39 protein-coding genes and 1 tRNA gene are annotated in these 24092 nt (G+C 60.5%); 37 read left to right on the forward strand and 3 right to left on the reverse strand.

The window, feature by feature from the left end:
- Positions 1-22 precede the first annotated feature (22 nt).
- The 10 genes from tuf (at position 23) to ACFSQR_RS02615 (ending at position 10340) form a co-directional block, all read left to right on the forward strand.
- Positions 23-1213, forward strand: coding sequence for an elongation factor Tu (gene tuf, locus ACFSQR_RS02570; RefSeq protein ID WP_377727628.1), 1191 nt, complete (start codon positions 23-25; stop codon positions 1211-1213).
- Between the two features lie 142 nt (positions 1214-1355).
- Positions 1356-1673, forward strand: a complete 318-nt coding sequence (rpsJ, locus tag ACFSQR_RS02575) for a 30S ribosomal protein S10 (protein WP_010394389.1) — start codon at positions 1356-1358, stop codon at positions 1671-1673.
- Between the two features lie 336 nt (positions 1674-2009).
- Complete coding sequence (locus ACFSQR_RS02580) at positions 2010-3038, forward strand: hypothetical protein (RefSeq protein ID WP_377727785.1); 1029 nt, start codon at positions 2010-2012, stop codon at positions 3036-3038.
- A 23-nt stretch (positions 3039-3061) separates the two neighbouring features.
- Complete coding sequence (creB, locus tag ACFSQR_RS02585; RefSeq protein WP_377727788.1) at positions 3062-3772, forward strand: two-component system response regulator CreB; 711 nt, start codon at positions 3062-3064, stop codon at positions 3770-3772.
- Positions 3769-5187 carry a two-component system sensor histidine kinase CreC gene (gene creC / locus ACFSQR_RS02590; protein ID WP_377727791.1) on the forward strand — a complete coding sequence of 473 codons (1419 nt, stop codon included), beginning with the start codon at positions 3769-3771 and terminating at the stop codon, positions 5185-5187. The genes creB and creC overlap by 4 nt, the downstream gene beginning before the upstream one ends.
- Before the next feature lie 23 nt (positions 5188-5210).
- The gene (locus ACFSQR_RS02595) at positions 5211-5870 is read left to right on the forward strand and encodes a glutathione S-transferase family protein (RefSeq protein WP_377727793.1); all 660 of its coding nucleotides are present in this window, start codon (positions 5211-5213) and stop codon (positions 5868-5870) included.
- A gap of 82 nt (positions 5871-5952) precedes the next feature.
- Positions 5953-7326, forward strand: coding sequence for a cell envelope integrity protein CreD (gene creD, locus ACFSQR_RS02600; protein WP_377727796.1), 1374 nt, complete (start codon positions 5953-5955; stop codon positions 7324-7326).
- A 109-nt stretch (positions 7327-7435) separates the two neighbouring features.
- Positions 7436-8176, forward strand: a complete 741-nt coding sequence (locus tag ACFSQR_RS02605; protein ID WP_377727798.1) for a 2OG-Fe dioxygenase family protein — start codon at positions 7436-7438, stop codon at positions 8174-8176.
- A gap of 226 nt (positions 8177-8402) precedes the next feature.
- Positions 8403-8753 (forward strand): choice-of-anchor X domain-containing protein, encoded by a 351-nt coding sequence (locus ACFSQR_RS02610; protein ID WP_377728296.1) that lies wholly within the window; start codon positions 8403-8405, stop codon positions 8751-8753.
- Positions 8754-8897: 144 nt separating this feature from the next.
- Positions 8898-10340: a M28 family metallopeptidase gene (locus tag ACFSQR_RS02615; RefSeq protein ID WP_377727799.1), complete on the forward strand. Its 1443-nt coding sequence runs from the start codon at positions 8898-8900 to the stop codon at positions 10338-10340.
- A gap of 290 nt (positions 10341-10630) precedes the next feature.
- Here the strand turns inward: ACFSQR_RS02615 and ACFSQR_RS02620 are convergent, their stop codons facing one another.
- A complete protein-coding gene (locus ACFSQR_RS02620) occupies positions 10631-11038 on the reverse strand; it encodes a hypothetical protein (protein WP_377727801.1) in 408 nt (135 codons plus the stop codon).
- A gap of 112 nt (positions 11039-11150) precedes the next feature.
- Here ACFSQR_RS02620 and ACFSQR_RS02625 point away from each other — a divergent pair, with 112 nt between their 5' ends.
- A complete protein-coding gene (locus ACFSQR_RS02625) occupies positions 11151-11549 on the forward strand; it encodes a DUF2784 domain-containing protein (RefSeq protein ID WP_377727803.1) in 399 nt (132 codons plus the stop codon).
- 44 nt (positions 11550-11593) lie between these two features.
- A tRNA-Val gene (locus ACFSQR_RS02630) sits at positions 11594-11670 on the forward strand.
- Between the two features lie 28 nt (positions 11671-11698).
- On the opposite strand, the gene ACFSQR_RS02635 is transcribed toward ACFSQR_RS02630, so the two are convergent.
- Positions 11699-11956 (reverse strand): Txe/YoeB family addiction module toxin, encoded by a 258-nt coding sequence (locus ACFSQR_RS02635; RefSeq protein ID WP_377727806.1) that lies wholly within the window; start codon positions 11954-11956, stop codon positions 11699-11701.
- Positions 11953-12204 carry a type II toxin-antitoxin system Phd/YefM family antitoxin gene (locus ACFSQR_RS02640; protein ID WP_377727808.1) on the reverse strand — a complete coding sequence of 84 codons (252 nt, stop codon included), beginning with the start codon at positions 12202-12204 and terminating at the stop codon, positions 11953-11955. Before ACFSQR_RS02640 ends, ACFSQR_RS02635 begins: the two co-directional genes overlap by 4 nt.
- Positions 12205-12406: 202 nt before the next feature.
- On the opposite strand from ACFSQR_RS02640, the gene rplC reads away from it, so the two are divergent.
- The 25 genes from rplC (at position 12407) to rpsK (ending at position 24063) form a co-directional block, all read left to right on the forward strand.
- On the forward strand, positions 12407-13063 hold the full coding sequence (rplC, locus tag ACFSQR_RS02645) for a 50S ribosomal protein L3 (RefSeq protein WP_377727811.1): 657 nt from the start codon (positions 12407-12409) through the stop codon (positions 13061-13063).
- A 3-nt stretch (positions 13064-13066) separates the two neighbouring features.
- Positions 13067-13687 (forward strand): 50S ribosomal protein L4, encoded by a 621-nt coding sequence (gene rplD / locus ACFSQR_RS02650; protein WP_377727813.1) that lies wholly within the window; start codon positions 13067-13069, stop codon positions 13685-13687.
- Positions 13684-14001, forward strand: coding sequence for a 50S ribosomal protein L23 (rplW, locus tag ACFSQR_RS02655; protein ID WP_377727816.1), 318 nt, complete (start codon positions 13684-13686; stop codon positions 13999-14001). The genes rplD and rplW overlap by 4 nt, the downstream gene beginning before the upstream one ends.
- On the forward strand, positions 14001-14828 hold the full coding sequence (gene rplB / locus ACFSQR_RS02660; RefSeq protein ID WP_377727818.1) for a 50S ribosomal protein L2: 828 nt from the start codon (positions 14001-14003) through the stop codon (positions 14826-14828). The genes rplW and rplB overlap by 1 nt, the downstream gene beginning before the upstream one ends.
- Positions 14829-14838: 10 nt before the next feature.
- Complete coding sequence (rpsS, locus tag ACFSQR_RS02665) at positions 14839-15114, forward strand: 30S ribosomal protein S19 (RefSeq protein ID WP_335556596.1); 276 nt, start codon at positions 14839-14841, stop codon at positions 15112-15114.
- Positions 15111-15443, forward strand: coding sequence for a 50S ribosomal protein L22 (gene rplV, locus ACFSQR_RS02670; RefSeq protein ID WP_377728297.1), 333 nt, complete (start codon positions 15111-15113; stop codon positions 15441-15443). Before rpsS ends, rplV begins: the two co-directional genes overlap by 4 nt.
- A gap of 9 nt (positions 15444-15452) precedes the next feature.
- Positions 15453-16271, forward strand: a complete 819-nt coding sequence (gene rpsC, locus ACFSQR_RS02675; RefSeq protein WP_377727820.1) for a 30S ribosomal protein S3 — start codon at positions 15453-15455, stop codon at positions 16269-16271.
- Between the two features lie 2 nt (positions 16272-16273).
- Entirely contained in the window at positions 16274-16693 is a 420-nt protein-coding gene (gene rplP / locus ACFSQR_RS02680) for a 50S ribosomal protein L16 (RefSeq protein ID WP_377727823.1), read from the forward strand.
- A 12-nt stretch (positions 16694-16705) separates the two neighbouring features.
- Positions 16706-16897, forward strand: a complete 192-nt coding sequence (rpmC, locus tag ACFSQR_RS02685; RefSeq protein WP_377727825.1) for a 50S ribosomal protein L29 — start codon at positions 16706-16708, stop codon at positions 16895-16897.
- Entirely contained in the window at positions 16894-17160 is a 267-nt protein-coding gene (gene rpsQ / locus ACFSQR_RS02690) for a 30S ribosomal protein S17 (RefSeq protein WP_377727827.1), read from the forward strand. Before rpmC ends, rpsQ begins: the two co-directional genes overlap by 4 nt.
- Before the next feature lie 276 nt (positions 17161-17436).
- Positions 17437-17805, forward strand: coding sequence for a 50S ribosomal protein L14 (gene rplN / locus ACFSQR_RS02695; RefSeq protein ID WP_377727830.1), 369 nt, complete (start codon positions 17437-17439; stop codon positions 17803-17805).
- Between the two features lie 9 nt (positions 17806-17814).
- Positions 17815-18129, forward strand: coding sequence for a 50S ribosomal protein L24 (rplX, locus tag ACFSQR_RS02700; RefSeq protein WP_377727832.1), 315 nt, complete (start codon positions 17815-17817; stop codon positions 18127-18129).
- 5 nt (positions 18130-18134) lie between these two features.
- The gene (gene rplE / locus ACFSQR_RS02705; RefSeq protein ID WP_377727834.1) at positions 18135-18674 is read left to right on the forward strand and encodes a 50S ribosomal protein L5; all 540 of its coding nucleotides are present in this window, start codon (positions 18135-18137) and stop codon (positions 18672-18674) included.
- Positions 18675-18680: 6 nt separating this feature from the next.
- Positions 18681-18986, forward strand: a complete 306-nt coding sequence (gene rpsN, locus ACFSQR_RS02710) for a 30S ribosomal protein S14 (protein WP_056449167.1) — start codon at positions 18681-18683, stop codon at positions 18984-18986.
- A gap of 14 nt (positions 18987-19000) precedes the next feature.
- Positions 19001-19396 carry a 30S ribosomal protein S8 gene (rpsH, locus tag ACFSQR_RS02715; RefSeq protein WP_377727838.1) on the forward strand — a complete coding sequence of 132 codons (396 nt, stop codon included), beginning with the start codon at positions 19001-19003 and terminating at the stop codon, positions 19394-19396.
- Positions 19397-19406: 10 nt separating this feature from the next.
- A complete protein-coding gene (rplF, locus tag ACFSQR_RS02720; protein WP_377727841.1) occupies positions 19407-19940 on the forward strand; it encodes a 50S ribosomal protein L6 in 534 nt (177 codons plus the stop codon).
- A gap of 11 nt (positions 19941-19951) precedes the next feature.
- Complete coding sequence (gene rplR, locus ACFSQR_RS02725; protein WP_377727842.1) at positions 19952-20314, forward strand: 50S ribosomal protein L18; 363 nt, start codon at positions 19952-19954, stop codon at positions 20312-20314.
- Positions 20315-20326: 12 nt separating this feature from the next.
- Entirely contained in the window at positions 20327-20845 is a 519-nt protein-coding gene (gene rpsE / locus ACFSQR_RS02730; RefSeq protein ID WP_377727844.1) for a 30S ribosomal protein S5, read from the forward strand.
- A 10-nt stretch (positions 20846-20855) separates the two neighbouring features.
- Complete coding sequence (gene rpmD / locus ACFSQR_RS02735) at positions 20856-21035, forward strand: 50S ribosomal protein L30 (RefSeq protein ID WP_377727847.1); 180 nt, start codon at positions 20856-20858, stop codon at positions 21033-21035.
- 29 nt (positions 21036-21064) lie between these two features.
- Positions 21065-21496, forward strand: a complete 432-nt coding sequence (gene rplO / locus ACFSQR_RS02740; RefSeq protein WP_377727849.1) for a 50S ribosomal protein L15 — start codon at positions 21065-21067, stop codon at positions 21494-21496.
- Positions 21497-21525: 29 nt separating this feature from the next.
- The gene (gene secY, locus ACFSQR_RS02745) at positions 21526-22860 is read left to right on the forward strand and encodes a preprotein translocase subunit SecY (RefSeq protein ID WP_377727851.1); all 1335 of its coding nucleotides are present in this window, start codon (positions 21526-21528) and stop codon (positions 22858-22860) included.
- A gap of 22 nt (positions 22861-22882) precedes the next feature.
- Positions 22883-23101 (forward strand): translation initiation factor IF-1, encoded by a 219-nt coding sequence (gene infA, locus ACFSQR_RS02750; protein WP_005663428.1) that lies wholly within the window; start codon positions 22883-22885, stop codon positions 23099-23101.
- 32 nt (positions 23102-23133) lie between these two features.
- Positions 23134-23247: a 50S ribosomal protein L36 gene (rpmJ, locus tag ACFSQR_RS02755; protein ID WP_005663407.1), complete on the forward strand. Its 114-nt coding sequence runs from the start codon at positions 23134-23136 to the stop codon at positions 23245-23247.
- 29 nt (positions 23248-23276) lie between these two features.
- On the forward strand, positions 23277-23642 hold the full coding sequence (gene rpsM, locus ACFSQR_RS02760) for a 30S ribosomal protein S13 (RefSeq protein ID WP_036208931.1): 366 nt from the start codon (positions 23277-23279) through the stop codon (positions 23640-23642).
- A 16-nt stretch (positions 23643-23658) separates the two neighbouring features.
- Positions 23659-24063, forward strand: a complete 405-nt coding sequence (gene rpsK, locus ACFSQR_RS02765) for a 30S ribosomal protein S11 (RefSeq protein WP_377727855.1) — start codon at positions 23659-23661, stop codon at positions 24061-24063.
- Positions 24064-24092 lie beyond the last annotated feature (29 nt).

The following is a 24092-nucleotide window of genomic DNA, read 5'->3' on the forward strand; positions in this document are numbered from 1 at the left end:
GCTCTTTTTAAGGAAGATTGAAATGGCAAAAGAAAAGTTCGAGCGGACTAAACCGCACGTGAACGTTGGCACCATCGGTCACGTCGACCACGGCAAGACCACCCTGACCGCTGCGATCGCAACCGTCCTGTCGAAGAAGTTCGGCGGCGAAGCTAAAGCATACGACCAGATCGACGCTGCTCCGGAAGAAAAAGCACGCGGCATCACCATCAACACCGCGCACGTCGAGTACGAGACCGCAAACCGTCACTACGCTCACGTTGACTGCCCAGGCCACGCCGACTACATCAAGAACATGATTACCGGTGCAGCGCAGATGGACGGCGCGATCCTGGTTTGCTCCGCAGCTGACGGCCCAATGCCACAGACCCGCGAGCACATCCTGCTGGCACGCCAGGTTGGCGTTCCATACATCATCGTGTTCCTGAACAAGTGCGACCTGGTCGACGACGCAGAACTGCTGGAACTGGTCGAAATGGAAGTCCGCGAACTCCTGTCGAAGTACGAGTTCCCAGGCGACGACCTGCCGATCGTCAAAGGTTCGGCACGTATGGCGCTGGACGGCGACACCGGCCCACTGGGCGAACAGGCGATCATGCAGCTGGCTGAAGCCCTGGACACCTACATCCCGACCCCAGAGCGCGCAGTTGACGGCACCTTCCTGATGCCAGTGGAAGACGTGTTCTCGATCTCGGGCCGCGGTACCGTGGTGACCGGCCGTGTTGAGCGTGGCGTGATCAAGGTCGGCGAAGAAATCGAAATCGTCGGTATCGTTGACACCGTCAAGACCACCTGCACCGGCGTGGAAATGTTCCGCAAGCTGCTGGACCAGGGTCAAGCTGGCGACAACGTCGGCCTGCTGCTGCGCGGTACCAAGCGTGAAGACGTCCAGCGTGGTCAGGTTCTGGCAAAGCCAGGCTCGATCAAGCCGCACAACCACTTCACCGGTGAGATCTACGTCCTGTCGAAAGACGAAGGCGGCCGTCACACCCCGTTCTTCAACAACTACCGTCCACAGTTCTACTTCCGTACGACTGACGTGACCGGCTCGATCGAGCTGCCAGCAGACAAAGAAATGGTCATGCCAGGCGACAACGTGTCGATCACCGTCAAGCTGATCAGCCCGATCGCGATGGAAGAAGGTCTGCGCTTCGCAATCCGCGAAGGCGGCCGTACCGTCGGCGCAGGCGTTGTTGCAAAGATCATCGCTTAATTAATTTAAGCCCGATCTGAACAAAGGCGGGGGGAACAGGTTATACTGTGCCCCCTGCTTTTTGTTGAGCAGTAGCAGTCGTAGTACCTTATTCATATTGCCGGCACCCTTTCGGTCCGGTTCGCTCTTTTAAGGAAATACCATGTCCGCACCAAACCAGAAAATCCGCATTCGCCTGAAAGCGTTCGACTACAAGCTGATCGACCAGTCCGCACTGGAAATCGTCGAGACCGCGAAGCGCACCGGCGCCGTCGTCAAGGGCCCAGTCCCACTGCCAACCCGCATCCAGCGTTTTGACGTGCTGCGTTCCCCGCACGTGAACAAGACCTCGCGCGACCAGTTCGAAATCCGTACGCACCAGCGTCTGATGGACATCGTGGACCCAACGGACAAGACCGTTGACGCGCTGATGAAGCTGGACCTGCCAGCTGGCGTAGACGTCGAAATCAAACTGCAATAATCCGACGCGGGCCGCGCGCCCGCATCGCGAAAAAGCCGGAGCCGCTCACGCGCCTCCGGCTTTTTCTTTTTGCGTATGGGGACTGTCCCCAGCGGGGACCGTCCCCAGCTTTGTTGGCGGAATCGCCCCATTTATGACCGTTTCCGCCATCTCCCGTCGTCCCCGCGCATGCGGGGACCCATACTGAGCGTCCCCCACTTTTCACGCCGGCTCAGCGCACAAGAAATTGCGCTCTCGTAAGAATCAATCCCTGCCGTTCGTCTAGATTGGCGGTTCCCCCATCCACTACCCCGACGGCTGGAGTTGTGACACCCGAGAGCAAAGGAGACCGCAAACATGCCACGTTTTTTGCCCGCAGCCGTGCTGGCATCGCTGTGCGTACTTCTCCTCCTGCGCAGCGGCGACGTTCGCTCGGCGAATATCGGGGATGGAAACCCCGACATCAAGCTACGTCCCCCGACCAAGCGGCGTGACTTGGGCACCGTCCCTTGCAGCCATCTGCAAAAGAGGGTAACGGGACGGATCAGCAATCAGCCACGAGACGCAATGGCCGTATTCCAGCTGCTGCGCGATGCAAACGACGACAGCACCTTAAAGCTATTCGAGGTGTTGCCCGATGAGTTTATGTGGTGGATGCGGTCTCTCGGCGAGGTTTCGATGTTCTCCCTTGGCGTCGCTACCCACGAAACCGCGCACGCATTCTGGGACATCGCCTATCGATGTGGCAGTCCTCTGCAATATTACTTTCGAGGGAGCGGCTGGCCTGTCGAGAGAGCGCTCACCTGGACCGCCAATTATTCAATCGTGGCGGCCGGCATACCCCGGCAGTTCAAGCAAGCCAGGCCCGGGAATCGCTACCAGCATTACATAGAAGGGAGCCGGGAGCATTTCGCGAACGATCTGTCCGTTCTGTTGAGCGAGTTAAACGCATATGTCGAGACGGCCAACTTGGAGATAAAGCTGGCGCGCACAAAGCTATTTCCATCGCATCGACCGGATGGGCCAATCTCGATCAACTCGAATGTCGGTGGAAGCGCGGACTTCATGCTCTTCACGCTTGCCTACCTCCACGCGTTGAAATCGACCGATCCCGATGGGTTTCAGGCGCTCAAAGGGCTTCCTTTGTTCCAGGCTCACTTGCAAAGGCTGTGGACTTCCTCGGAGGAGATGCTGTGCAGGGCGTCAGCATACAGCGACCGGGCCGGCGGGGTTCTCAGCATCCCATCGGACGCCCTGAGTCACATCTACCAATCAGGTTTCGCCTCCATCCTGCACGACCTGAACGTCAAGTATGCCGCGGAAGATTCCTGTCTTCGCTTCTATTGGACGTCCGCCCCTGCAAAGCCAGCATTGTTGACGAAATAAAGAGGTGCGCTGATACTGCCGGGATGATTCCGCCCGCATCCCGCACCATCCTGATCGTCGAAGACGAACCGGCTATCGCCGACAGCCTGGCCTATGCGCTGCGCACCGATGGATTCGCGCCGGTCCACGTCACGCTCGGTGCCGATGCGCTCAAGGTGCTGCAGGGTGAGAAATCAGATGTCGCCCTGGCGATCCTCGACGTCGGCCTGCCTGACATCAGCGGCTTCGAGCTATGCCGCCAGATCCGCCAGTTCTCGGACATCCCCGTCATCTTCCTGACAGCACGTAACGAAGAGGTGGACCGCATCGTCGGGCTGGAGATCGGCGCCGACGACTACGTTACCAAGCCGTTCTCGCCGCGTGAGCTGGTGGCGCGCGTGCGGGTGGTGCTGCGCCGCCTCGCTCCGCGCCCGGTGGCCGGGAATGGTGCCGCCGCGCCTGCCGTCAACGGCTTTGAAGTCCGCGCTGCGGAAGCGCGCATCCTGTACCGTGGCAGGCCGCTTGACCTCACCCGCTACGAATACCTGCTGCTCAAGACGCTGGCGGAGAACCCGCACCATGTGTTCTCGCGCGCGCACCTGATGGACCGCGTGTGGACCGACGCGCCCGACACGCTGGACCGCACCGTCGATGCGCACATCAAGTCGCTGCGCGCCAAGCTGCGCGCGGTAGACGAAACGTCCGACCCGATCAAGACGCACCGGGGCCTCGGCTACAGCGTGGTTCCCGAATGAAGATCGGGCTGCGGATCCTGCTCGGCTACTTCCTGATCGTGGGATTGGCCGCGTGGTTCCTCATGAACGTATTTGTCGAACAGGTGAAGCCCGGCGTGCGTTCGACGCTCGAGAACACGCTGAACGACACCGCCAACCTGCTCGCCGTGATGGTCAGCGAAGACGTGAAGCAGGGCGCTGGGAACTCCGCGCTCCTCAAGCGGATGCAGGCGTACGCGCAGCGCGGCATCAACGCGCGCATCCACGACGTCACCAAGACCACGCTCGACTACCGCGTCTACATGACCGATGCGCGTGGCATCGTGATCTTCGATTCGCAGGGCGAGGCCGTAGGCAAGGACTACTCGCGCTGGAACGATGTGTACCTGACGCTGCGCGGCCGCTACGGCGCACGCAGCACGCGCTCCAATCCGGACGACGAAATGAGTACCGTGATGCACGTCGCCGCGCCCATCAAGGACGGCGACAGGATCATCGGCGTGCTCACGGTCGCCAAGCCCAACGCCACCGTGCAGCCTTTCATCGAACGCAGCCAGCGCCAGATCCGCAATTACGGCTGGATCCTGCTCGGGCTGTCGCTCCTCATCGGCATCGTGTTCACGCTGTGGCTCGTCATGAGCCTGCGCAAGCTGGCGCGTTACGCGGCCGACGTGGAGGCGGGGAAGAAGGTCGCGCTGCCCAAACTCGGCAACAACGAGATCGGCCGCCTTGGCCGCGCGCTCGACGCCATGCGCCACAAGCTCGAAGGAAAGGAGTACGTGGAAGAGTTGATGCACACGCTGGCCCATGAGCTCAAGAGCCCGATCGCGGCGATCCAGGCGTCAGCCGAGCTGCTGGACGAAGACATGCCGGCGCAGGAGCGCCACCGCTTCCTGGCGAACATCCGCGAACAGAATATGCGCCAGCGCCAGCTGATCGACCGCCTGCTCGCGCTGGTGCGGGTGGAGAAGCAACAGCGCCTCGCGGTCACGGAGCGCATCGAGGTTCGCACCTTGCTCGGACGGGTGCTGGAAGATGCGCGCCCCAGGCTCGATGCCGGAGGAGTGAAGGTCGATGTCGAGATCGAGGACTTCCAGGTGGAGGGCGACCCGCTGATGCTGCGCCAGGCGCTCGACAACCTGCTCGACAACGCGATCGATTTCTCGCCCGCGGGCAGTTCCGTCCAGGTCGCGGCCCGTATTTACGGTGCCGGTGGCCTGATCGAGATTGCCGATCGCGGACCGGGCATCCCCGAGTATGCCGGGAGCCGCATCTTCGAGCGCTTCTACTCGCTACCCCGGGCCAACGGCGTAAAGAGCACCGGCCTGGGCCTCCCGTTCGTGCGTGAGGTCTGCACGCTGCACGGCGGATCCGTTGAAGTAAGCAACGCACCTGGCGTTGGCGCGCGGTCCACCGTGATCCTGCCGCGCGCATGACGCCGTCAAACTGGAGATAGCACATGTCACTGGCACTCTATGGTCATCCGTTTTCCTCGTACACTCAAAAGGTGCTGCTCGCACTCTACGAAAATGACATACCGTTCGAATTTCGCCTCATCGCCCCCGATACGCCGCATCATGTGCAAGCATGGCTGGGGCAATGGCCGCTCCGGAAATTCCCCGTCCTGATGGACAAGGAGCGCAGCGTCGCCGAAACCAGCATCATCATCGAGTACCTTCAGCTTGCCCACCCTGGTCCCGTCGTCCTGCTGCCAACGGACCCGATGGCAGCGTTGGAGGTGCGGTTCCTCGACCGATTCTTCGACCTGCACGTCATGACTCCCGTCCAGCATGCTGTGACCGCAGCGATGACGGGCGACCCCGTCAAGCGCGAGGAAGGCCTTGCCTTCGCGCGGGCGAAACTCGATCTGGCCTACCAGTGGCTGGAAACGCGGCTGGGCACGGAGACGTGGTGCGCTGGCGAAGACTTCACGATGGCGGACTGCGCCGCCGCTCCCTCCTTGTTCTATGCCGACTGGACGCACCCGATTCCGGCGTCCTGTCCCGTCCTGCGCGCCTTCCGGGCGCGCTTGCTGAACCGCCCCGCCTTTGCCCGGGCGGTCAACGAGGCGCGGCCGTATCGGCATCTGTTCCCGCTAGGGGCGCCGGACCGGGACTGATTGGCGTGCTGACTTCACACTGACTGCATCGTCCGCGCACACGGGATTCCTACACTGGCGGCTCATCATCAAGGAGCTGCCAATGCAAAAATCACTGTTTCTGAAGTTCGGCATGATCGCCGCAGTCCTCGTGCTGATCGGGATTTCCCTCATCATGATCAACGCGGTCATCGAGGAGCGCAGCGAGTTCCATGCGATGGCGGTCAGGAGCATCGCGGAGGATTCGGTTGGCCCGCAGGCGCTGGCCGGACCGGTGCTGGTCATCCCGTTCACCGAGGAGTTCCAGGAGAAGCGCGAAGTCGATACACCGGGCGGCAGGCAGGTCTCGATGGAAAAGCGTTCGGTGCAGCGCCGGCATATCGTGTTCCCGAATGAGCTGAAGGTTAAAGGTGCGGTCGATACCGACCGCCGCTACCGTGGCATCCACGAGGTGCTGGTCTACTCGGGCCAGTACGCTGTCTCCGGCGACATCGACGTGCCCTCGGCGGCGCAGCTGAAGGCGAAATATCCGAACTCGGTGCTTACGTTCGGCCAGCCATTCGTGGCTGTGCATGTGGGTGACGTACGCGGCCTGCGCAACTCGCCGGTGCTCACGCTCGACGGGCGCAAGGCCGAATTCCAGCAGGGCGCCAACCTGCGGACCTACAGCAGCGGCGTGCATGCGCCACTCCCGGATTTCGATCTCGTTACCGCGCGCCGCGCCAGGTTCGCCTTTAGCGTCAACCTCGACGGAATCGAGCGCCAGGAATTCGTACCGATTGCGAAAAACACCGAAGTGACCGTCAGCTCACCATGGCCGCATCCGCAGTTCACGGGCCGCTTCCTGCCATCGCCGCGCGACCGGACCATCAGCGCGGACGGCTTTGCCGCCACGTGGCGCGTATCGTCGCTGGCGTCGAACGCACAACAGCAGTTCCTCAATGCCGAGTCGGCAAACCCGAACGACGTGGCGGCTGCCCGTGGGGCAGTGGACCGGTTCGCAGTGGGCTTCGTTGAGCCGGTCAACGTGTATTCGCTCGCCGACCGCGCGACCAAGTATGGCCTGATGTTCGTGGCGCTGACGTTTGCCGCCTTCTTCGTCTTCGAAATGCTCCGGCAGCTCCAGATCCACCCAGTGCAGTACGCGCTCGTGGGACTGGCGCTTGCATTATTCTTCCTGCTGCTGGTCAGCCTGTCCGAGAAGATTCCTTTCGCGAGCGCCTACCTCATCGCAAGCACAGGCTGCATCGCGCTCATCACTTTCTACTTGCGCTTCGTCATGGGGCACTGGCTGCGCGCGCTCGGCTTCGGCGCGGCGCTGTCCGTGCTGTACGGCGCCCTGTACGGCCTCCTGGTCTCGGAGGACATGGCACTGATGCTTGGAAGCCTGCTGTTGTTTGCAGTACTTGCGGCGGTAATGGTCACCACCCGGAATATCAACTGGTACCGGGTCGGAGCCCCTGCAGCGGCACCGTGAACAGGCGAGGGCGGACGGCCGCAGGGTCGTCCTCCTCATTTCCTGCAGTGATATCGCTCATTCCAGCTGCCGCCTTCTCAGGGGCCATGCCAGGTGTTACGCTGCTGCCATGACACATGCACAACCGCCTTACACCGATCCCGCCCGTCTTGCAGAAGCATTAAAGACGGACGGTTACGTGGTTCTCCAGCCCGCCGACGTGCGCGCGCTCGCCAGCGTCAGCGATGCGGAACTCGCGCGGCTGGCGCAGACCTGGGACCAGCTGGAACCGGATAACTACCTCAAGGACGGAGGACGCTATCGCCGCCGTCGCCACGCCTGCTTCATCCAGAACGGCGAACAGCTCGAACAGGCCCCGCATCGGCCGCACTGGCAGCCGGTCGAATACAACGCGCTGCACGGCGGCATGCACCGCTTGTTCGCCCCGGTCGCGGGGGAGACGGTGGCGCAAGCGGCGTGGCAGCACCTGATCGTTTCGCTGGGACGCATTTGCTCGCAAGTGGCCGGGGTGCCGCACTGGTACGTCGAGGCGCACCAGTTCCGCATCGATACCGCGGGCGGCATCGGCAGGCCGACACCGGAAGGCGCGCACCGTGACGGCGTGGACTTCGTGGCTGTGCTGCTGGTCAGCCGCACCGGCATCAAGGGCGGCGAGACGCGCGTGTTCGAGGCCGACGGACCCAACGGCAAACGCTTCACGATGGACGAACCGTGGACCCTGCTGTTGCTCGACGACGCACGCGTGATCCACGAATCGACTCCGATCCAGCCGCTGGGCGAAGCCGGCCACCGCGACACGCTCGTGCTGACCTGGCGCGCTGGCGGCTTCCAGGGCGACGGCGAACCTTGATGTGCCGCAAGAACGGCTCGCGCTGCGGGACAAGATAGTCATTTCCCCCAATCGATCGCCCGCTGCTCATGCACTTTGTCGCGCGCTGAACAAGGCTTGGGACAATTTTTGGACAGTTTTCGGACGCGCATCCGTGTAAAGTCGGTGGCTTTCAGACTACCGAGAGTTACAGATGGCCAGTCGGATGGGAATGACACGTTTCCGTACTGGGGCTGCAGCGCTGTTGATGGCTGCGGTCGCAGCATGCGGCGCCTCCGGGAGCAGCACGCATCAATCGCCACCTAAGGAGCTGGCGCTGTACGAGGTGGCAATCGCCGGCACCGTCACCGGCGACGTCACGCTCACATCCGGGGAGCAGACGATCACCTTGAACGATAATGGGATGAGCGGCGACCGCACTGCCCGGGACGGCATCTGGTCTGCGCGGGACGAGGCGGCCCGCATGGCGCGGACTTTGCCAGAGCTTACGCACCCTTCTTCGACGGACACTGCGAGGTCAACCGCCGCCACGCTACCGATGACGTGCTCGCAGAAGTGTTCGGTAGCGATGTCCCCCTGGTGCCGATGCTCCAGGTGAAGATGGTCGAAACCGCCCGGTCCCCGTCGAAAACGACCGCGATGGTGCGGTAGCAGGGCAGGGTATATGCATTACGGATGCGTTGACCCGGCAGTCCTGACGATGCAAACTGTGCATCCTTTTACACTGCACAGAAAGCTGATCGTGACCAGACTGACTGCCGTACTGCTCTTCGCCGCCGCTCCAGCCATCGCCTTCGCCAACCCGTCGGCAAGCGCGGACCTCCAGTCGATCAAGCCTGACGCCTTGCGCGCGCACGTCTCGTTCCTCGCTTCCGACGCGCTGGAAGGCCGCGCCACGCCATCGCGCGGCCACGACGTCGCCGCCGAATACATCGCAGCCCAGTTCCGCCGCGCCGGCCTGACCCCGGCGGGTGACGACGGCTACTTCCAGACCGCAAACTGGAACTACGCGCAGCGCAATGCGGCCGATTTCAGGATGGCGATCGAGGCTGGCGGCAAGACCGTCACGGTCCCGCACACGCACGTCAGCTATACCTACAAATCCGCGCACCAGCTGCCGGCCACGCCAGTCGTGCGCATGGATGCAGCTGCCGCCCTGGCCAACCCGAAGAACGCCGACGGCAAGGTCCTGTTCCTCGAGGCCGCGCCGAACACCTCGCCGTACAGCACCCTGCAAAAGATGATGGCCGCAGGCGCCAAGCCGGCAGCGGTGGTCCTGGTCGACAGCAAGCGCGCTACCGGCAACGGCGGCGCCGACGGCTGGCTGGTCGATCCGGCCGCCAAGCCCGCCGCACCGCGTCCACCGGTGATCTCCGTCCATGGAGCGGAGGCGAAAGCCGCCATCGAATCCGCCGGCGCGCGCGTCAGCTTTGCGATCCCGGCTGGCGCCGAGAAGCCGGTCAAGCTGCGCAACGTGATCGGCGTGCTGCCGGGCTCCGATCCTGCCCTCAAGGACACCTACGTCATCCTGAGCGCCCACTACGACCACGTCGGCACCACCAACGGCGAAGTGTTCAACGGCGCCAACGATAATGCCAGCGGCGTCGCATCCATGATCGAAGTCGCCAGCGCCCTGATGCAATCGAAGCAGCGTCCGAAGCGCAGCGTCGTCTTCCTCGCACTGTGGGGCGAAGAGCTGGGCATGGTCGGCTCCAACTACTATGGCCGCAACCCGGTGTTCCCGCTGGCGAAAACGGTCGCCAACCTGAACCTCGAGCAGATGGGCCGCACCGACGATATGGAAGGCCCGCAGATCGATCGCGCCGCCATGACCGGCTTCGACTTCACCGACATGGGCGCAATCATGCAACAGACCGGCGAATCGATGGGCATCAAAGTCTTCAAGCACGAGAAGTTCAGCGACGAGTTCTTCGGCCGCAGCGACAACCAGGCGCTGGCGGACCAAGGCATCCCGTCGCACACCATGTCGGTCGCTTACGCCTTCGCGGACTACCACGGCAAGGACGACACCTGGGACAAGATCGACTACGACAACATGACCCGCGTGACGCGCATGGTCGCAGCCGGCATCGCCACGCTCGCAAACAGCACCACCGCGCCAAAGTGGAACGAAGCCAACAAGAAAACCGCACCGTACGTTCAGGCTGCCCGTAACCTGAAATGATCCGGCGCGGCGTCCCGGCCGCGTCACTCATCCTTCCTCTCCCGCAGCGCCTGCGAGGGGAGGGAGGTGCTCCCTGTGAGCAAATGCCTCGTTTAACCCGGCATTTGCTCGTTTAACCTCGTGCCACTTCCCGGCAAATGACGATCTCCCGAATGAAAAGCGGGAGCAGACGATTGTGACGAGCGTGGAAAAATGAGGACAAACGAGCAGAAACGAGGCATTTGCCGCAGAGTGCACTCCCCATGCTGGGCCGCCCCCATGCTTCCTTGAAGAGCAGGTCTGCCGTGCCGCTATTCCGGGAACGACTCCAGGCGGTCGCGCACCGTCGGCCATGATGCGCGCAGGTGGGCCAGCTGCGGATCGTCGCTGTCTTCGTCCAGCAGCGCGGCGATGGTATCCACATGTGCCCGGGTCTGGGTCTTGATCGAGATGTCGATCAGGTAGGAGGCGACGTCGGCATCGGTCAGGCCGCGCGCCACCGGCTCGGCGCCGGGCGTCGCGATTTTGTTGAAGATCTCGTCGCGCAGGCCTTCCACGATCACGCGGCCTATCTTGACGTAGCATTCATCCACGGTGGCGCACACCAGCTCGGGGTACAGGTACTCGCCCAGCAGGTGCCCGCCCTCGGCATCGTTATCGATGCGCCAGATGGTCAGCGCATCATCTTCCAGCTTCAACGACAGTTGCACCTCAGTCATGGCAGCCTCCGCTTGAAGTACCAATTGTATGACTGTCGCCGGCGCCGCGGTTCACAATTGCGCAGCCGTGGAGCGGGGCCTACACTGATTCGGCAATGCCACGATCACGCCCATGAGCGACCCTTCCACCTACCGCCTGCTTGCCGATGCAGTCCTCGTGCTGCACGTCGGAGTGGTGCTGTTCATCGTGGGCGGGCTGGCCCTGATACTCGCGGGCGGCTACCTTCACTGGGCGTGGGTCCGCAACCGGCACTTTCGCCTGCTGCACCTGGCCGCCATCGCCTATGTCGTGTTCACGACCTGGTTCGGCGTCGACTGCGCCCTGACGACGCTGGAGCAGGACTTCCGCTTGCGGGCCGGCCAGCAGGTGACAGGCGAGGACTTCATTGCCCACTGGCTGGGCCGCTTCCTGTTCTACCAGGCGCCGCCGTGGGTGTTCGTGGCGGTCTACACGGCGTTCGGCCTGCTGGTGCTGTGGAGCTGGTTCGCGGTACGGCCCCGGCGACGCTGAATTCCTTGCTGTCCGGGCAAGGGGTGGCTATAATGCCGCTCCCCGGGCGGTTAGTTCAGCTGGTTAGAATACCTGGTCGACATCCAGGGGGTCGCAGATTCGAATTCTGCACCGCCCACCAGTTTCCCCGCCGGCCTTGCGCCGGCTATCTATTCGTAGTGAAAGCGCAGCTGCAGTATGGTGAGCGTGTCATTCTCTACGCGATACACCATCCGATGCTCCCGATCGAGGCGACGCGACCAGCAACCGGCCAGCGCATGCCTGAGCGCCTCGGGCTTGCCAGGGCCGGCGAATGGTTCCCGCATCGTCTCCTTCACCAGTGCATTGATGCGCTCAAGCATCTTGCGGTCGTGTTGCTGCCAATACAGGCAATCCTGCCAGGCGCTGCTCACGAAACAGAGTCTCACGGCAGCAGTTCGCGCTCGGCAGCCTTGCCTTCTTTCGCTTCCTCGAGTGCGGCATACAGCCGTTTCGCGTTGGCAGCACTGCCCAGCAGGTAGGCGGTTTCTTCGAGCGCCTTGTAGTCCTCCAGGGACAGCATGACCACCGACTGCTGGCCATTCCGGGTGATAATGACGGGCTCATGGTCGTCGCATACGCGGTCCATCAGGCTCGCCAGGTTGGCGCGGGCCGTGGAATAGGTGGTTGCATCCATAACTTCCTCCTCGCTTGTACAGTTAATTGTACAGCCGCATTCGCACAACAAGGCGACATACCTCCAACTATCTTGTTGCGTCAAGCCCCTTTTCGCGATACACTAGCCGGCTTCGGTATGGATTCGTCTTTTTCCTGGATCCATGCGTTATTTTGTAGTTAAACATCAGCCCCGCCCAATCGTAGGTGGGAATGGAGAAAAAATGAGCCTAGGCCTTCTCGGTCGCAAGGTTGGCATGATGCGCATCTTCACGGATGACGGGGATTCGATCCCAGTCACCGTGCTGGACGTGTCGAACAACCGTGTTGCGCAAATCAAAACTCCTGACACGGATGGTTATTCCGCTGTTCAGGTTGCATTCGGCCAGCGTCGCGCTTCCCGCGTGAACAAAGCTGCTGCAGGTCACTTCGCTAAAGCAGGCGTCGAAGCCGGTACCCTCCTCCGTGAGTTCCGCGTCGACGAAGCTAAAGCTGCTGAATTCAAGGCAGGTGACACCATCGCTGTTTCCCTGTTCGAAGTTGGCCAGAAAATCGACGTGCAAGGCACCTCGATCGGTAAAGGCTACGCCGGTACCATCAAGCGTCACAACTTCGCATCTGGCCGTCAAACCCACGGTAACTCGCGTTCGCACAACGTGCCGGGTTCGATCGGTATGGCGCAGGATCCAGGTCGCGTTTTCCCAGGCAAGCGCATGACCGGCCACATGGGTGACGTCACCGTGACCACCCAGAACCTCGAAATCGCCCGTATCGATGCCGACCGTCAGCTGCTGATGGTTAAAGGTGCCGTACCAGGCGCGAAAAATGGCCAGGTTGTTGTTTCGCCTGCTGTCAAAGTTAAAGCACAGAAGGGAGCTTAAACGATGGAACTCAAGCTTCTGAATGAGCAAGGTCAAGCTGGCGCGAACGTCGCCGCAGCCGATACCGTTTTCGGCCGCGATTACAACGAAGCCCTGATCCACCAGATCGTCGTCGCCTATGCTGCCAACGCCCGCTCGGGTAACCGCAAGCAGAAGGACCGCGAAGAAGTCAGCCACACCACCAAGAAGCCATGGCGCCAAAAAGGCACCGGCCGCGCTCGTGCTGGTATGTCGTCGTCGCCACTGTGGCGCGGCGGTGGCCGTATCTTCCCGAACTCGCCTGACGAGAACTTCACCCACAAGGTGAACAAGAAGATGTATCGCGCAGGTATCTGCTCGATCCTGTCGCAGCTGGCCCGCGAAGGCCGCCTGAACGTGATCGAAAACCTGTCGATCGAAGCGCCAAAAACCAAGCTGCTGTCGCAAAAGCTGCAGGGCATGGGCCTGGATTCGGTCCTGGTGATCACTGACACCCTGGACGAGAACCTGCTGCTGGCATCGCGCAACCTGCCGAACGTGCTCGTGGTCGAGCCGCGTCACGCAGATCCGATGTCGCTGGTGTTCTACAAGAAGATCCTGGTCACCAAGCCGGCACTGGCTAAGATTGAGGAGATGTTCGCATGAACGCCGTCGTAAAACATAGCGAAGAGCGCCTGATGAAGGTGCTGCTGGCGCCGGTCATTTCCGAAAAGGCCACCATGGTCGCGGAAAAGAACGAGCAGATCGTGTTCAAGGTCCTGCCTGACGCGACCAAGCCGGAAATCAAGGCCGCCGTTGAACTGCTGTTCAAGGTCGAAGTGGAATCGGTACAAACCGTGAACCGCGAAGGTAAGCAGAAGCGCGCTGGCCGTTTCACCGGCCGCCGCAACCATACCAAGCGTGCTTTCGTGTGCCTGAAGCCAGGCCAGGAAATCAACTTCACCGAGGAGGCTAAATAATGGCACTCGTTAAGATGAAACCAACCTCGCCAGGCCGTCGCGGCATGGTGAAGGTTGTGACCGAGGGCCTGTTCAAAGGCCGTCCGTTCGCAGCCCTGGTTGAGAAAAAGTCGAAGACTGCTGGCCGTAACAACAACGGCCACATCACCACCCGCCACATCGGCGGTGGTCACAAGCAGCACTATCGCCTGGTCGACTTCAAGCGCCAGAAAGATGGTATCCCTGCGAAAGTGGAACGTATCGAATACGATCCAAACCGCACCGCGCACATCGCGCTGCTGTGCTACGCCGATGGCGAGCGCCAGTACGTGATCGCGTCCAAGGGCCTGTCCGTCGGCGATTCGCTGATGAACGGTTCGGAAGCGCCGATCAAGGCCGGTAACTGCCTGCCAATCCGCAACATCCCGGTCGGCACCACGATGCACTGCGTCGAAATGCTGCCAGGCAAAGGCGCGCAGATGGCGCGTACCGCCGGCGCCGGCGTCGTGCTGATGGCACGCGAAGGCACCTACGCCCAGGTCCGCCTGCGTTCCGGTGAAGTGCGCCGCGTGCACATCGAGTGCCGCGCCACCATCGGTGAAGTCGGCAACGGCGAGCACAACCTGCGCAAGATCGGTAAGGCTGGCGCGATGCGCTGGCGCGGTGTTCGTCCTACCGTCCGCGGTGTGGTCATGAACCCGATCGATCACCCGCACGGTGGTGGTGAAGGTCGTACGGCAGCTGGTCGCCATCCAGTGTCGCCATGGGGTCAACAGACGAAGGGCAAGAAGACGCGTTCGAACAAGCGCACTTCTTCGATGATCGTCTCGCGCCGCGGCAAGAAATAAGGGATAAAACATGACTCGTTCATTGAAAAAAGGGCCGTTCATTGACGCCCACCTGGTGAAAAAAGTCGAAGCCGCGCAAGCGACCAAAGACAAGAAGCCAGTCAAAACCTGGTCGCGCCGCTCGACGATCTCGCCTGACTTCATCGGCCTGACGATCGCGGTTCACAACGGCAAACTGCACGTGCCTGTGTATGTTTCCGAGAACATGGTCGGCCACAAGCTCGGTGAATTCGCACTGACCCGTACGTTCAAGGGTCATGCCGCTGACAAGAAGGCGAAGAAATAATGGAAACTAAAGCTATCCTCAAAGGCGTGCGCCTGTCGGACCAGAAGGGCCGCCTTGTAGCCGATATGATCCGTGGCAAGAAAGTTGACGCAGCACTCAACATTCTTCAGTTCAGCCCGAAGAAGGGCGCGACCATCATCAAGAAGGTGCTGGAGTCCGCAATCGCGAACGCCGAGCACAACGATGGCGCCGACATCGACGAGCTGAAAGTTGTCGAGATCTATGTCGAAAAGGGCCCGATCCTGAAGCGCTTTACGGCACGTGCCAAAGGCCGCGGTGATCGTATCTCCAAACAATCCTGTCACATCTACGTGACTGTCGGTAACTAAGGGGTCACGATGGGACAGAAGATTCATCCAACAGGCTTCCGCCTGGCAGTAACCCGTAACTGGGCTTCGCGTTGGTACGCCGGCAATGGCAACTTTGCCGCCATGCTGAACGAAGACCTGAAGGCACGCGCGTTCCTGAAAAAGAAACTGAAGAATGCTTCGGTTGGCCGCATCGTCATCGAGCGTCCAGCCAAGAACGCACGCTTCACGATCTACAGCTCGCGTCCTGGCGTCGTGATCGGCAAGAAGGGCGAAGACATCGAAGTACTGAAGTCTTCCCTGACCAAGATCATGGGCGTGCCGGTGCACGTGAACATCGAAGAAATCCGCAAGCCGGAAATCGATTCGCAGCTGATCGCCGATTCGATTTCGCAGCAGCTGGAAAAGCGCATCATGTTCCGCCGCGCGATGAAGCGCGCAATGCAAAATGCAATGCGCCTGGGCGCGGTCGGTATCAAGATCATGTCGTCGGGCCGTCTGAACGGCATCGAAATCGCACGTACCGAATGGTACCGCGAAGGCCGTGTGCCTCTGCACACCCTGCGCGCCGATATCGACTACGGCACCAGCGAAGCTTCGACCACCTACGGCATCATCGGCGTCAAGGTGTGGGTCTACAAGGGCGACCGTTCGGCAACGGGCGAAGCGCCAGTGATCGACACGCCACCGGACGAGAAGAAGCCACGTGGCCCACGTCGCGATGACGGCAAGCCAGGCGCTGGACGTCGTCCAGGCCCAGGCGGCGCCAAGCCAGCAGCTGCTCCAGCCGCTCGCCGTGCTGCCAAGCCGGCCGCTGCTGCAGCCGCACCTGAGAAAGCAGGAGAATAATCATGCTGCAACCAGCACGCAGGAAGTATCGTAAAGAGCAGAAAGGCCGTAACACCGGCATTTCGCACACCGCCGGCACCAATGTGTCGTTCGGCGAGTTCGGCCTGAAGGCAGTTGCCCGCGGCCGTATCACCGCACGCCAGATCGAGTCCGCTCGTCGTGCGATGACCCGTCACATCAAGCGTGGCGGCCGTATCTGGATCCGCGTTTTCCCGGACAAGCCGATTTCGAACAAGCCGGCAGAAGTTCGTATGGGTAACGGTAAAGGTAATCCGGAATACTACGTCGCTGAAATCCGTCCGGGCAAGGTCCTGTACGAGATGGACGGCGTCGCCGAAGAACTGGCGCGCGAAGCATTCCGCCTGGCCGCTGCCAAACTGCCACTGGCTACCACCTTCGTGGTGCGCCAGGTCGGCCAATAACAGGAGTGAAATATGAAAGCATCTGAACTCCGCGGCAAAGACCAGGACGCTCTGCAAAAAGAGCTCAACGAGCTGCTGAAGGCACAGTTCGGCCTGCGTATGCAAATCGCTACGCAACAGCTGAACAACACCGCCCAGCTCAAGAAGGTGCGCCGCGATATCGCACGTGTGAAAACGGTAATGAACTCGAAGGAAGCAAAATGACTGATCAAGTAAAGCTGAAGCGTACGCTGATCGGTAAAGTTGTGTCCGACAAGATGGACAAGACCGTTACCGTTCTGATCGAGCGCCACGTTAAACATCCTCTGTACGGCAAGATCATCGTGCGCAGCAACAAGTACCACGCGCACGACGAAGCGAACCAGGCGAAGATCGGCGACACCGTCGAAATCGCCGAAGGCCGCCCGATCTCGAAGACGAAGGCATGGACCCTGACCCGCGTGGTGCAAGTCGCGCAGGTCCTCTAAAGCAGTAAAAAGCTGCCCTGGTGTGTAAAAACATCGGGGTGCACAAAGAAGTTGCAGGCCCGCTGGTATTGTGTAATACTAGCGGGCTTCGTTCATGTATTGCCGCAAGTGGTCACCCAGGTGGCTGCGGTCATCGAAGACGACAGTAATTTAGTAGTTTTTGGTAAGTCAATCACCCAATCGTGTGCTCCAGCAGGGGCGCTCCGGCGGGACCAAGACTGACCGCAGGCCCACATTTGTGGGAATTCTTCGGCTTAAGTTGGGAAAGAGATAACTATGATTCAAACTGAGAGCCGGCTCGAAGTGGCCGACAATACCGGTGCGAAAGAAGTACTGTGCATCAAGGTATTGGGCGGTTCCAAGCGCCGTTATGCTGGCATTGGCGACGTGATCAAAGTCACCGTGAAGGTGGCAGCTCCACGCGGCCGTGTCAAAAAAGGTGAAATTTATAACGCCGTGGTCGTGCGTACCGCTAAAGGTGTGCGCCGCCAGGATGGTTCCCTGGTCAAGTTCGACGGCAATGCCGCCGTGCTGCTGAACAGCAAGCTGGAACCGATCGGTACCCGTATTTTCGGACCAGTCACGCGCGAACTGCGTACTGAAAAGTTCATGAAGATCGTGTCCCTGGCACCTGAAGTTCTGTAAGGAGTCGTAATGGATAAGATTCGTAAAAACGACGAAGTCATCGTTCTGACCGGCAAAGACAAGGGCAAGCGCGGTGTCGTTTCCCGTCGCGTCGATGCGGAGCACGTCGTGGTTGACGGCATCAACATGGCCAAGAAGGCCGTGAAGCCAAACCCGATGACTGGCGTAACTGGCGGTATCGTTGACAAGGCGATGCCAATCCACGTGTCCAACGTTGCATTGTTCAATGCAGCCACGGGCAAGGCAGATCGCGTGGGCTTCAAAGATGTGGACGGCAAAAAAGTCCGCGTCTTCAAGTCCAACGGCGAAGCAGTGAAGGTGTAATTGACATGGCACGTCTTCAACAATTCTACAAAGACAAAGTCGTCGCTGACCTGATCGCCAAGTTTGGCTACAAGTCGGTGATGGAAGTTCCACGCCTGACCAAGATCACCCTGAACATGGGCCTGTCGGAAGCAGTCGCTGACAAGAAAGTCATCGAGCACGCTACCGGCGACCTGTCGAAGATCGCTGGCCAGAAGCCAGTCGTGACCAAGGCACGCAAGGCAATCGCAGGTTTCAAGATCCGCGAAGGCTACCCGATCGGTACGATGGTGACCCTGCGCGGCGCCCGTATGTATGAGTTCCTGGACCGTTTCATCACCGTGGCCCTGCCGCGCGTGCGTGACTTCCGCGGCGTCAATGGCCGCTCGTTCGACGGCCGTGGCAACTACAACATCGGCGTGAAAGAGCAGATCATCTTCCCGGAAATCGAGTACGACAAGATCGACGCTCTGCGTGGCATGAACATCTCGATCACCACGACCGCAAAGACCGACGACGAAGCGAAAGCTCTGCTCGCCGCCTTTAAATTCCCGTTCAGGAACTAATAGATCATGGCAAAACTCGCACTGATTAACCGTGAACAGAAGCGTGCAGACCTGGTGGAGAAATTCGCCGCAAAGCGTGCCGCTCTGAAGGCCATCATCGATGACCAGTCCAAAACGGAAGAAGAACGCTACGAAGCCCGCCTGAAACTGCAAGCACTGCCGCGTAACTCGGCGCCGACCCGCCAGCGTAACCGCTGCGCGATCACCGGCCGCCCACGTGGCACCTTCCGCAAGTTCGGCCTGGCCCGTACGAAGCTCCGCGAATTCGCCATGAAGGGCGAAATTCCGGGCATGACCAAAGCTAGCTGGTAATAGGAGAATAAGCAATGAGTATGAGCGATCCTATCGCCGATATGCTGACCCGCATTCGCAACGCACAAGGCGTGCAAAAGACCACCGTGGCAATGCCATCGTCCAAGGTCAAGGTTGCGATTGCCAACGTCCTGAAAGACGAGGGTTACATTGAAGATTTCGCAGTGACCACCGAAGGTGGCAAGGCGGAACTGAAGATCGGTTTGAAGTATTACGTTGGCCGTCCGGTCATCGAGCGCCTCGAGCGCGTGTCCCGTCCTGGCCTGCGCATCTACAAAGGCAAGGATGAAATCCCGACCGTCATGAACGGCCTGGGCGTGGCGATCGTGTCCACCCCACAAGGCGTCATGACCGACCGCAAAGCACGTACCGCCGGTGTTGGTGGCGAAGTGATTTGCTACGTGGCTTAAGGAGTAGACGATGTCTCGAGTAGCTAAGATGCCAATCGCGGTACCAGCCGGTACCGACGTGGCAATCAGCGCCGCAGCGATCACGGTCAAGGGCCCGCTGGGCACCATGACCCAAGCGCTGAACGGCCTGGTCAAGGTAGAAAACAACAACGGTACGCTGACGTTCGACGTGATCGACGACAGCCGCGAGTCGAACGCGATGTCCGGCACGCTGCGCGCCCTGGTCAACAACATGGTGACCGGCGTAACCAAGGGCTTCGAGAAGAAGCTGTCGCTGGTCGGCGTGGGCTACAAGGCCCAGGCTGCAGGCGACAAGCTGAACCTGTCGCTCGGCTTCTCCCACCCGGTCGCGCACCAGATGCCGGAAGGCGTCAAGGTCGCAACCCCGACCCCGACCGAAATCGTGATCAGCGGTATCGATCGCCAGAAGGTCGGCCAGGTGGCTGCTGAAGTTCGTGCTTACCGCTCCCCTGAGCCTTACAAGGGCAAGGGCGTCCGCTATGTGGACGAAGTGGTCAAGCTTAAAGAAACCAAGAAGAAATAATAGGGGCCGACATGGACAAGAAAGAATCCCGTCTGCGCCGTGGTCGTCAGACCCGCATCAAGATCGCGCAGCTTGGCGTGAACCGCCTGTCGGTACACCGCACCAACCTGCACATCTATGCGAACCTGATCTCCCCGGACGCCAAAGTGCTGGTTTCGGCTTCGACCCTCGAAGCGGAAGTGCGCGCCGAACTGGCTGGCAAGACCGGCAAGGGCGGCAACGCCGCCGCCGCTGCCATCGTTGGCAAGCGCGTCGCAGAGAAAGCACTGAAAGCAGGAATCACCGAAGTAGCGTTCGACCGCTCCGGTTTCCGTTACCACGGCCGTGTGAAGGCGCTGGCGGAAGCCGCGCGCGAAGCCGGTCTGAAGTTCTAAGGAAGAATCGTCATGGCAAAAATGCAAGCGAAAATGGCCAGCGACAAGCCGGATGATGGCATGCGCGAAAAAATGATCGCGATCAACCGCGTGACCAAAGTGGTCAAGGGTGGTCGTATCATGGGCTTTGCAGCACTGACCGTGGTTGGTGACGGCGATGGCCGCATCGGCATGGGCAAGGGCAAGTCGAAGGAAGTTCCGGTCGGCGTGCAAAAGGCAATGGAAGAAGCGCGCCGCAACCTGATCAAGGTACCGCTCAAGAACGGCACCCTGCAGCACACGGTGGAAGGCCGTCACGGCGCCTCGCGCGTCATGATGTCGCCAGCCAAGCCGGGTACCGGCGTCATCGCCGGCGGTGCAATGCGCGCGATCTTCGAAGTGATGGGCGTGACCGACGTGGTGGCAAAGTCCACCGGTTCGTCGAACCCGTACAACCTGGTGCGTGCTACCCTGAACGGCCTCGCGAAAATGAGCACTCCGGCTGACATCGCTGCCAAGCGCGGCAAGTCGGTTGAAGAAATCCTGGGCTAAGGTGAAGACTATGGCAAACACTATCAAAGTGAAACTGGTCAAGGGCCTGATCGGCACGCGTCAAGACCACCGTGCAACCGTACGCGGCCTGGGCCTGCGTCGCGTGAACTCGGTCTCCGAGCTCGTCGACACCCCATCCGTGCGCGGCATGATCAACAAAGTCTCGTACCTCGTTAAAGTTGTTGCGTAAGCCTTAGGGCTTACGTTACGGAGAAATACATGGAACTGAATACCATTCAACCAGCCGAAGGCGCCAAGCACGCTAAGCGTCGCGTCGGCCGTGGCATCGGCTCCGGCCTGGGCAAGACCGCCGGTCGCGGTCACAAGGGTCAGAAATCGCGTTCGGGCGGCTTCCACAAAGTCGGCTTCGAAGGCGGTCAGATGCCTCTGCAGCGCCGTCTGCCGAAGCGCGGTTTCAAGTCGCTCAACGCCACCTTCAAAGCTGAAGTGCGCCTGTCCGACCTGAACAACCTGCCAGTCGGCGACGTCGACGTGCTGGTCCTGAAGCAAGCGGGCATCCTGCCTGTGCTGGCGAAAGACGTGCGCGTGATCCTGTCCGGCGAAGTCACCAAAGCGGTGAACCTCAAAGGCATCAAGGCTACGGCTGGCGCGAAAGCGGCAATCGAAGCTGCTGGCGGCTCGGTCGCGTAAGTTGGCTGACCGCTTGATCGGAGCAAAAATTGGCGACTAATTCACAACTTGGCAAGAGCGCGGCAGCGGGCTTCCCGTGGAACCGTCTCTGGTTCCTGCTTGGCGCGTTGGTCGTGTACCGTATCGGCACTCACGTGCCGGTACCGGGGATCGACAAGATCCAGCTGGCGTCGCTGTTCAATCAGAACGCCGACGGCATCGTAGGCATGTTCAACATGTTCTCCGGTGGCGCGCTGGAACGCTTCTCCGTGTTTGCACTCGGCATCACGCCGTACATTTCGGCCTCGATCATCATGCAGCTCGCTGCGATCGTGGTGCCGGCACTGGAGACGCTGAAGAAGGAAGGTGAAGCGGGCCGCCGCAAGATGACCCAGTACACCCGCTACCTGACGGTGGCGCTGGCGCTGTTCCAGGCATTCGGCATTGCCGTGATGCTGGAGTCGCAGCCGGGACTGGTGATCGATCCGGGCATGACGTTCCGCTTCGTGACGGTCGTGTCGCTGCTGACCGGTACCATGTTCGTGATGTGGCTCGGCGAGCAGATCACCGAGCGTGGCCTGGGCAACGGCATCTCGATCATCATCTTTGCCGGTATCGCAGCCGGTCTGCCAAGTGCTCTGGGCGGCTTGTTTACCCAGGTGTCGACTGGCTCGATCCACCCTGCATCGGCACTGTTCATCGTGGCGATCGTGGCGGTCGTGACCTTCTTCGTCGTGTTCGTCGAACGTGGCCAGCGCAAGATCCTGGTCAATTACGCGAAGCGCCAGGTGGGCAACAAGGTGTACGGTGGACAAGCGTCGCACCTGCCCCTCAAGCTCAACATGGCCGGCGTGATCCCGCCGATCTTCGCATCGTCGATCATCCTGTTCCCGGCGACGATCCTCGACTGGTTCGCGCAGGGCGCCGATCCGAGCAATCGTGTGGTGGGCTTCCTCCGGGACCTGTCCGCATCGATGGCACCGGGTGAGCCGATCCATGCGCTGTTGCTGGCGGTGGCGATCATCTTCTTCTGCTTCTTCTATACCGCTCTGGTATTTAACAGCAAGGAGACGGCCGAGAACTTGAAGAAGAGCGGTGCGTTTGTTCCGGGCATCCGTCCGGGCGAGCAGACGGCACGCTACATCGACAAGATCCTGATGCGGTTGACGCTGGCTGGCGCCGTGTACATTACGCTGGTTTGCCTCGTGCCTGAGTTCATGCAGGCCCAGTGGAAAGTGCCTTTCTATTTCGGCGGTACTTCCCTGCTGATTCTCGTGGTGGTGACCATGGACTTCATGTCCCAGGTACAGAACTACGTGATGTCGCAGCAATATGAATCGCTGCTGCGCAAGGCAAATTTCAAGGGCGGCATGCCGACGCGGTAACGCGACAGGCAACGGAGAGCGAATGGCAAAAGACGACGTCATACAAATGCAGGGTGAGATCCTCGAGAACCTGCCCAACGCAACATTTCGAGTAAAGCTGGAAAACGGCCACGTGGTACTCGGCCACATCAGCGGCAAGATGCGGATGAACTATATCCGCATCCTCCCTGGCGACAAGGTGACGGTGGAACTGACGCCTTACGATTTGAGCCGGGCCCGCATCGTGTTCCGGACCAAGTAATTTAAGTAAACGAACCAAAAAGAGAGTGCAAAATGAAAGTTAACGCTTCAGTCAAGCGCATCTGCCGCAACTGCAAGATCATCAAGCGCAAGGGCGTCGTCCGCGTCATCTGCGTCGAACCACGTCACAAGCAGCGTCAAGGTTAATTGACCTTACATTGATCGAGGAATAACGAATGGCACGTATTGCAGGGGTTAACATCCCCAACCACCAGCACACCGTGATCGGCCTGACCGCCATCTACGGTATTGGCCGTCCACGTTCGCAGAAGATCTGCGACGCGACCGGTATCGCGACCAACAAGAAGGTCAAGGACCTGGACGACAACGAACTCGAGAAACTGCGTGACGAAGTCGCGAAGTTTGTCGTCGAAGGCGACCTGCGCCGTGAGCTGTCCATGAACATCAAGCGTCTGATGGACCTGGGCTGCTACCGTGGCATGCGTCACCGCAAAGGCCTGCCAGTGCGCGGTCAGCGTACCCGCACCAATGCTCGTACCCGTAAAGGTCCGCGCAAGGCAGCCCAGTCGCTCAAGAAATAATCCTTAGGAAGACACCATGGCCAAGCAACAAAGCAGCGCAGCAGCAGCTCGCGTACGCAAAAAAGTGAAGAAGAACGTTGCCGAGGGCATCGCCCACGTGCACGCTTCTTTCAACAACACCATCATCACGATCACCGACCGCCAGGGCAATGCCCTGTCGTGGGCGACTTCCGGCGGTGCTGGCTTCAAGGGCTCGCGTAAGTCGACCCCGTTCGCAGCGCAGGTTGCGGCTGAAGCGGCTGGCAAGGTCGCGGTGGAATACGGCGTGAAGAACCTGGAAGTGCGCATCAAGGGCCCAGGCCCAGGCCGTGAATCGGCTGTCCGCGCGCTGAACAACCTCGGCATCAAGATCACCGAGATCCAGGACGTGACGCCAGTGCCGCACAACGGCTGCCGTCCTCCGAAGCGTCGTCGTATCTAATGGACTTGCCGGCATTGGCCGGCAGCGTC

The sequence above is a fragment of the Pseudoduganella sp. GCM10020061 genome, assembly GCF_042683405.1.
GTDB lineage: Bacteria > Pseudomonadota > Gammaproteobacteria > Burkholderiales > Burkholderiaceae_D > Telluria.

Excerpts from the sequence above, each read along its gene's own strand:
- tuf (WP_377727628.1), top strand. The coding sequence starts at position 23 with ATGGCAAAAGAAAAGTTCGAGCGGACTAAACCGCACGTGAACGTTGGC.
- rpsJ (WP_010394389.1), top strand. The coding sequence starts at position 1,356 with ATGTCCGCACCAAACCAGAAAATCCGCATTCGCCTGAAAGCGTTCGAC.
- ACFSQR_RS02580 (WP_377727785.1), top strand. The coding sequence starts at position 2,010 with ATGCCACGTTTTTTGCCCGCAGCCGTGCTGGCATCGCTGTGCGTACTT.
- creB (WP_377727788.1), top strand. The coding sequence starts at position 3,062 with ATGATTCCGCCCGCATCCCGCACCATCCTGATCGTCGAAGACGAACCG.
- creC (WP_377727791.1), top strand. The coding sequence starts at position 3,769 with ATGAAGATCGGGCTGCGGATCCTGCTCGGCTACTTCCTGATCGTGGGA.
- ACFSQR_RS02595 (WP_377727793.1), top strand. The coding sequence starts at position 5,211 with ATGTCACTGGCACTCTATGGTCATCCGTTTTCCTCGTACACTCAAAAG.
- creD (WP_377727796.1), top strand. The coding sequence starts at position 5,953 with ATGCAAAAATCACTGTTTCTGAAGTTCGGCATGATCGCCGCAGTCCTC.
- ACFSQR_RS02605 (WP_377727798.1), top strand. The coding sequence starts at position 7,436 with ATGACACATGCACAACCGCCTTACACCGATCCCGCCCGTCTTGCAGAA.
- ACFSQR_RS02610 (WP_377728296.1), top strand. The coding sequence starts at position 8,403 with ATGGCTGCGGTCGCAGCATGCGGCGCCTCCGGGAGCAGCACGCATCAA.
- ACFSQR_RS02620 (WP_377727801.1), bottom strand. The coding sequence starts at position 11,038 with ATGACTGAGGTGCAACTGTCGTTGAAGCTGGAAGATGATGCGCTGACC.
- ACFSQR_RS02625 (WP_377727803.1), top strand. The coding sequence starts at position 11,151 with ATGAGCGACCCTTCCACCTACCGCCTGCTTGCCGATGCAGTCCTCGTG.
- ACFSQR_RS02640 (WP_377727808.1), bottom strand. The coding sequence starts at position 12,204 with ATGGATGCAACCACCTATTCCACGGCCCGCGCCAACCTGGCGAGCCTG.
- rplC (WP_377727811.1), top strand. The coding sequence starts at position 12,407 with ATGAGCCTAGGCCTTCTCGGTCGCAAGGTTGGCATGATGCGCATCTTC.
- rplD (WP_377727813.1), top strand. The coding sequence starts at position 13,067 with ATGGAACTCAAGCTTCTGAATGAGCAAGGTCAAGCTGGCGCGAACGTC.
- rplW (WP_377727816.1), top strand. The coding sequence starts at position 13,684 with ATGAACGCCGTCGTAAAACATAGCGAAGAGCGCCTGATGAAGGTGCTG.
- rplB (WP_377727818.1), top strand. The coding sequence starts at position 14,001 with ATGGCACTCGTTAAGATGAAACCAACCTCGCCAGGCCGTCGCGGCATG.
- rpsS (WP_335556596.1), top strand. The coding sequence starts at position 14,839 with ATGACTCGTTCATTGAAAAAAGGGCCGTTCATTGACGCCCACCTGGTG.
- rpsC (WP_377727820.1), top strand. The coding sequence starts at position 15,453 with ATGGGACAGAAGATTCATCCAACAGGCTTCCGCCTGGCAGTAACCCGT.
- rplP (WP_377727823.1), top strand. The coding sequence starts at position 16,274 with ATGCTGCAACCAGCACGCAGGAAGTATCGTAAAGAGCAGAAAGGCCGT.
- rpmC (WP_377727825.1), top strand. The coding sequence starts at position 16,706 with ATGAAAGCATCTGAACTCCGCGGCAAAGACCAGGACGCTCTGCAAAAA.
- rpsQ (WP_377727827.1), top strand. The coding sequence starts at position 16,894 with ATGACTGATCAAGTAAAGCTGAAGCGTACGCTGATCGGTAAAGTTGTG.
- rplN (WP_377727830.1), top strand. The coding sequence starts at position 17,437 with ATGATTCAAACTGAGAGCCGGCTCGAAGTGGCCGACAATACCGGTGCG.
- rplX (WP_377727832.1), top strand. The coding sequence starts at position 17,815 with ATGGATAAGATTCGTAAAAACGACGAAGTCATCGTTCTGACCGGCAAA.
- rplE (WP_377727834.1), top strand. The coding sequence starts at position 18,135 with ATGGCACGTCTTCAACAATTCTACAAAGACAAAGTCGTCGCTGACCTG.
- rpsN (WP_056449167.1), top strand. The coding sequence starts at position 18,681 with ATGGCAAAACTCGCACTGATTAACCGTGAACAGAAGCGTGCAGACCTG.
- rpsH (WP_377727838.1), top strand. The coding sequence starts at position 19,001 with ATGAGTATGAGCGATCCTATCGCCGATATGCTGACCCGCATTCGCAAC.
- rplF (WP_377727841.1), top strand. The coding sequence starts at position 19,407 with ATGTCTCGAGTAGCTAAGATGCCAATCGCGGTACCAGCCGGTACCGAC.
- rplR (WP_377727842.1), top strand. The coding sequence starts at position 19,952 with ATGGACAAGAAAGAATCCCGTCTGCGCCGTGGTCGTCAGACCCGCATC.
- rpsE (WP_377727844.1), top strand. The coding sequence starts at position 20,327 with ATGGCAAAAATGCAAGCGAAAATGGCCAGCGACAAGCCGGATGATGGC.
- rpmD (WP_377727847.1), top strand. The coding sequence starts at position 20,856 with ATGGCAAACACTATCAAAGTGAAACTGGTCAAGGGCCTGATCGGCACG.
- rplO (WP_377727849.1), top strand. The coding sequence starts at position 21,065 with ATGGAACTGAATACCATTCAACCAGCCGAAGGCGCCAAGCACGCTAAG.
- infA (WP_005663428.1), top strand. The coding sequence starts at position 22,883 with ATGGCAAAAGACGACGTCATACAAATGCAGGGTGAGATCCTCGAGAAC.
- rpmJ (WP_005663407.1), top strand. The coding sequence starts at position 23,134 with ATGAAAGTTAACGCTTCAGTCAAGCGCATCTGCCGCAACTGCAAGATC.
- rpsM (WP_036208931.1), top strand. The coding sequence starts at position 23,277 with ATGGCACGTATTGCAGGGGTTAACATCCCCAACCACCAGCACACCGTG.
- rpsK (WP_377727855.1), top strand. The coding sequence starts at position 23,659 with ATGGCCAAGCAACAAAGCAGCGCAGCAGCAGCTCGCGTACGCAAAAAA.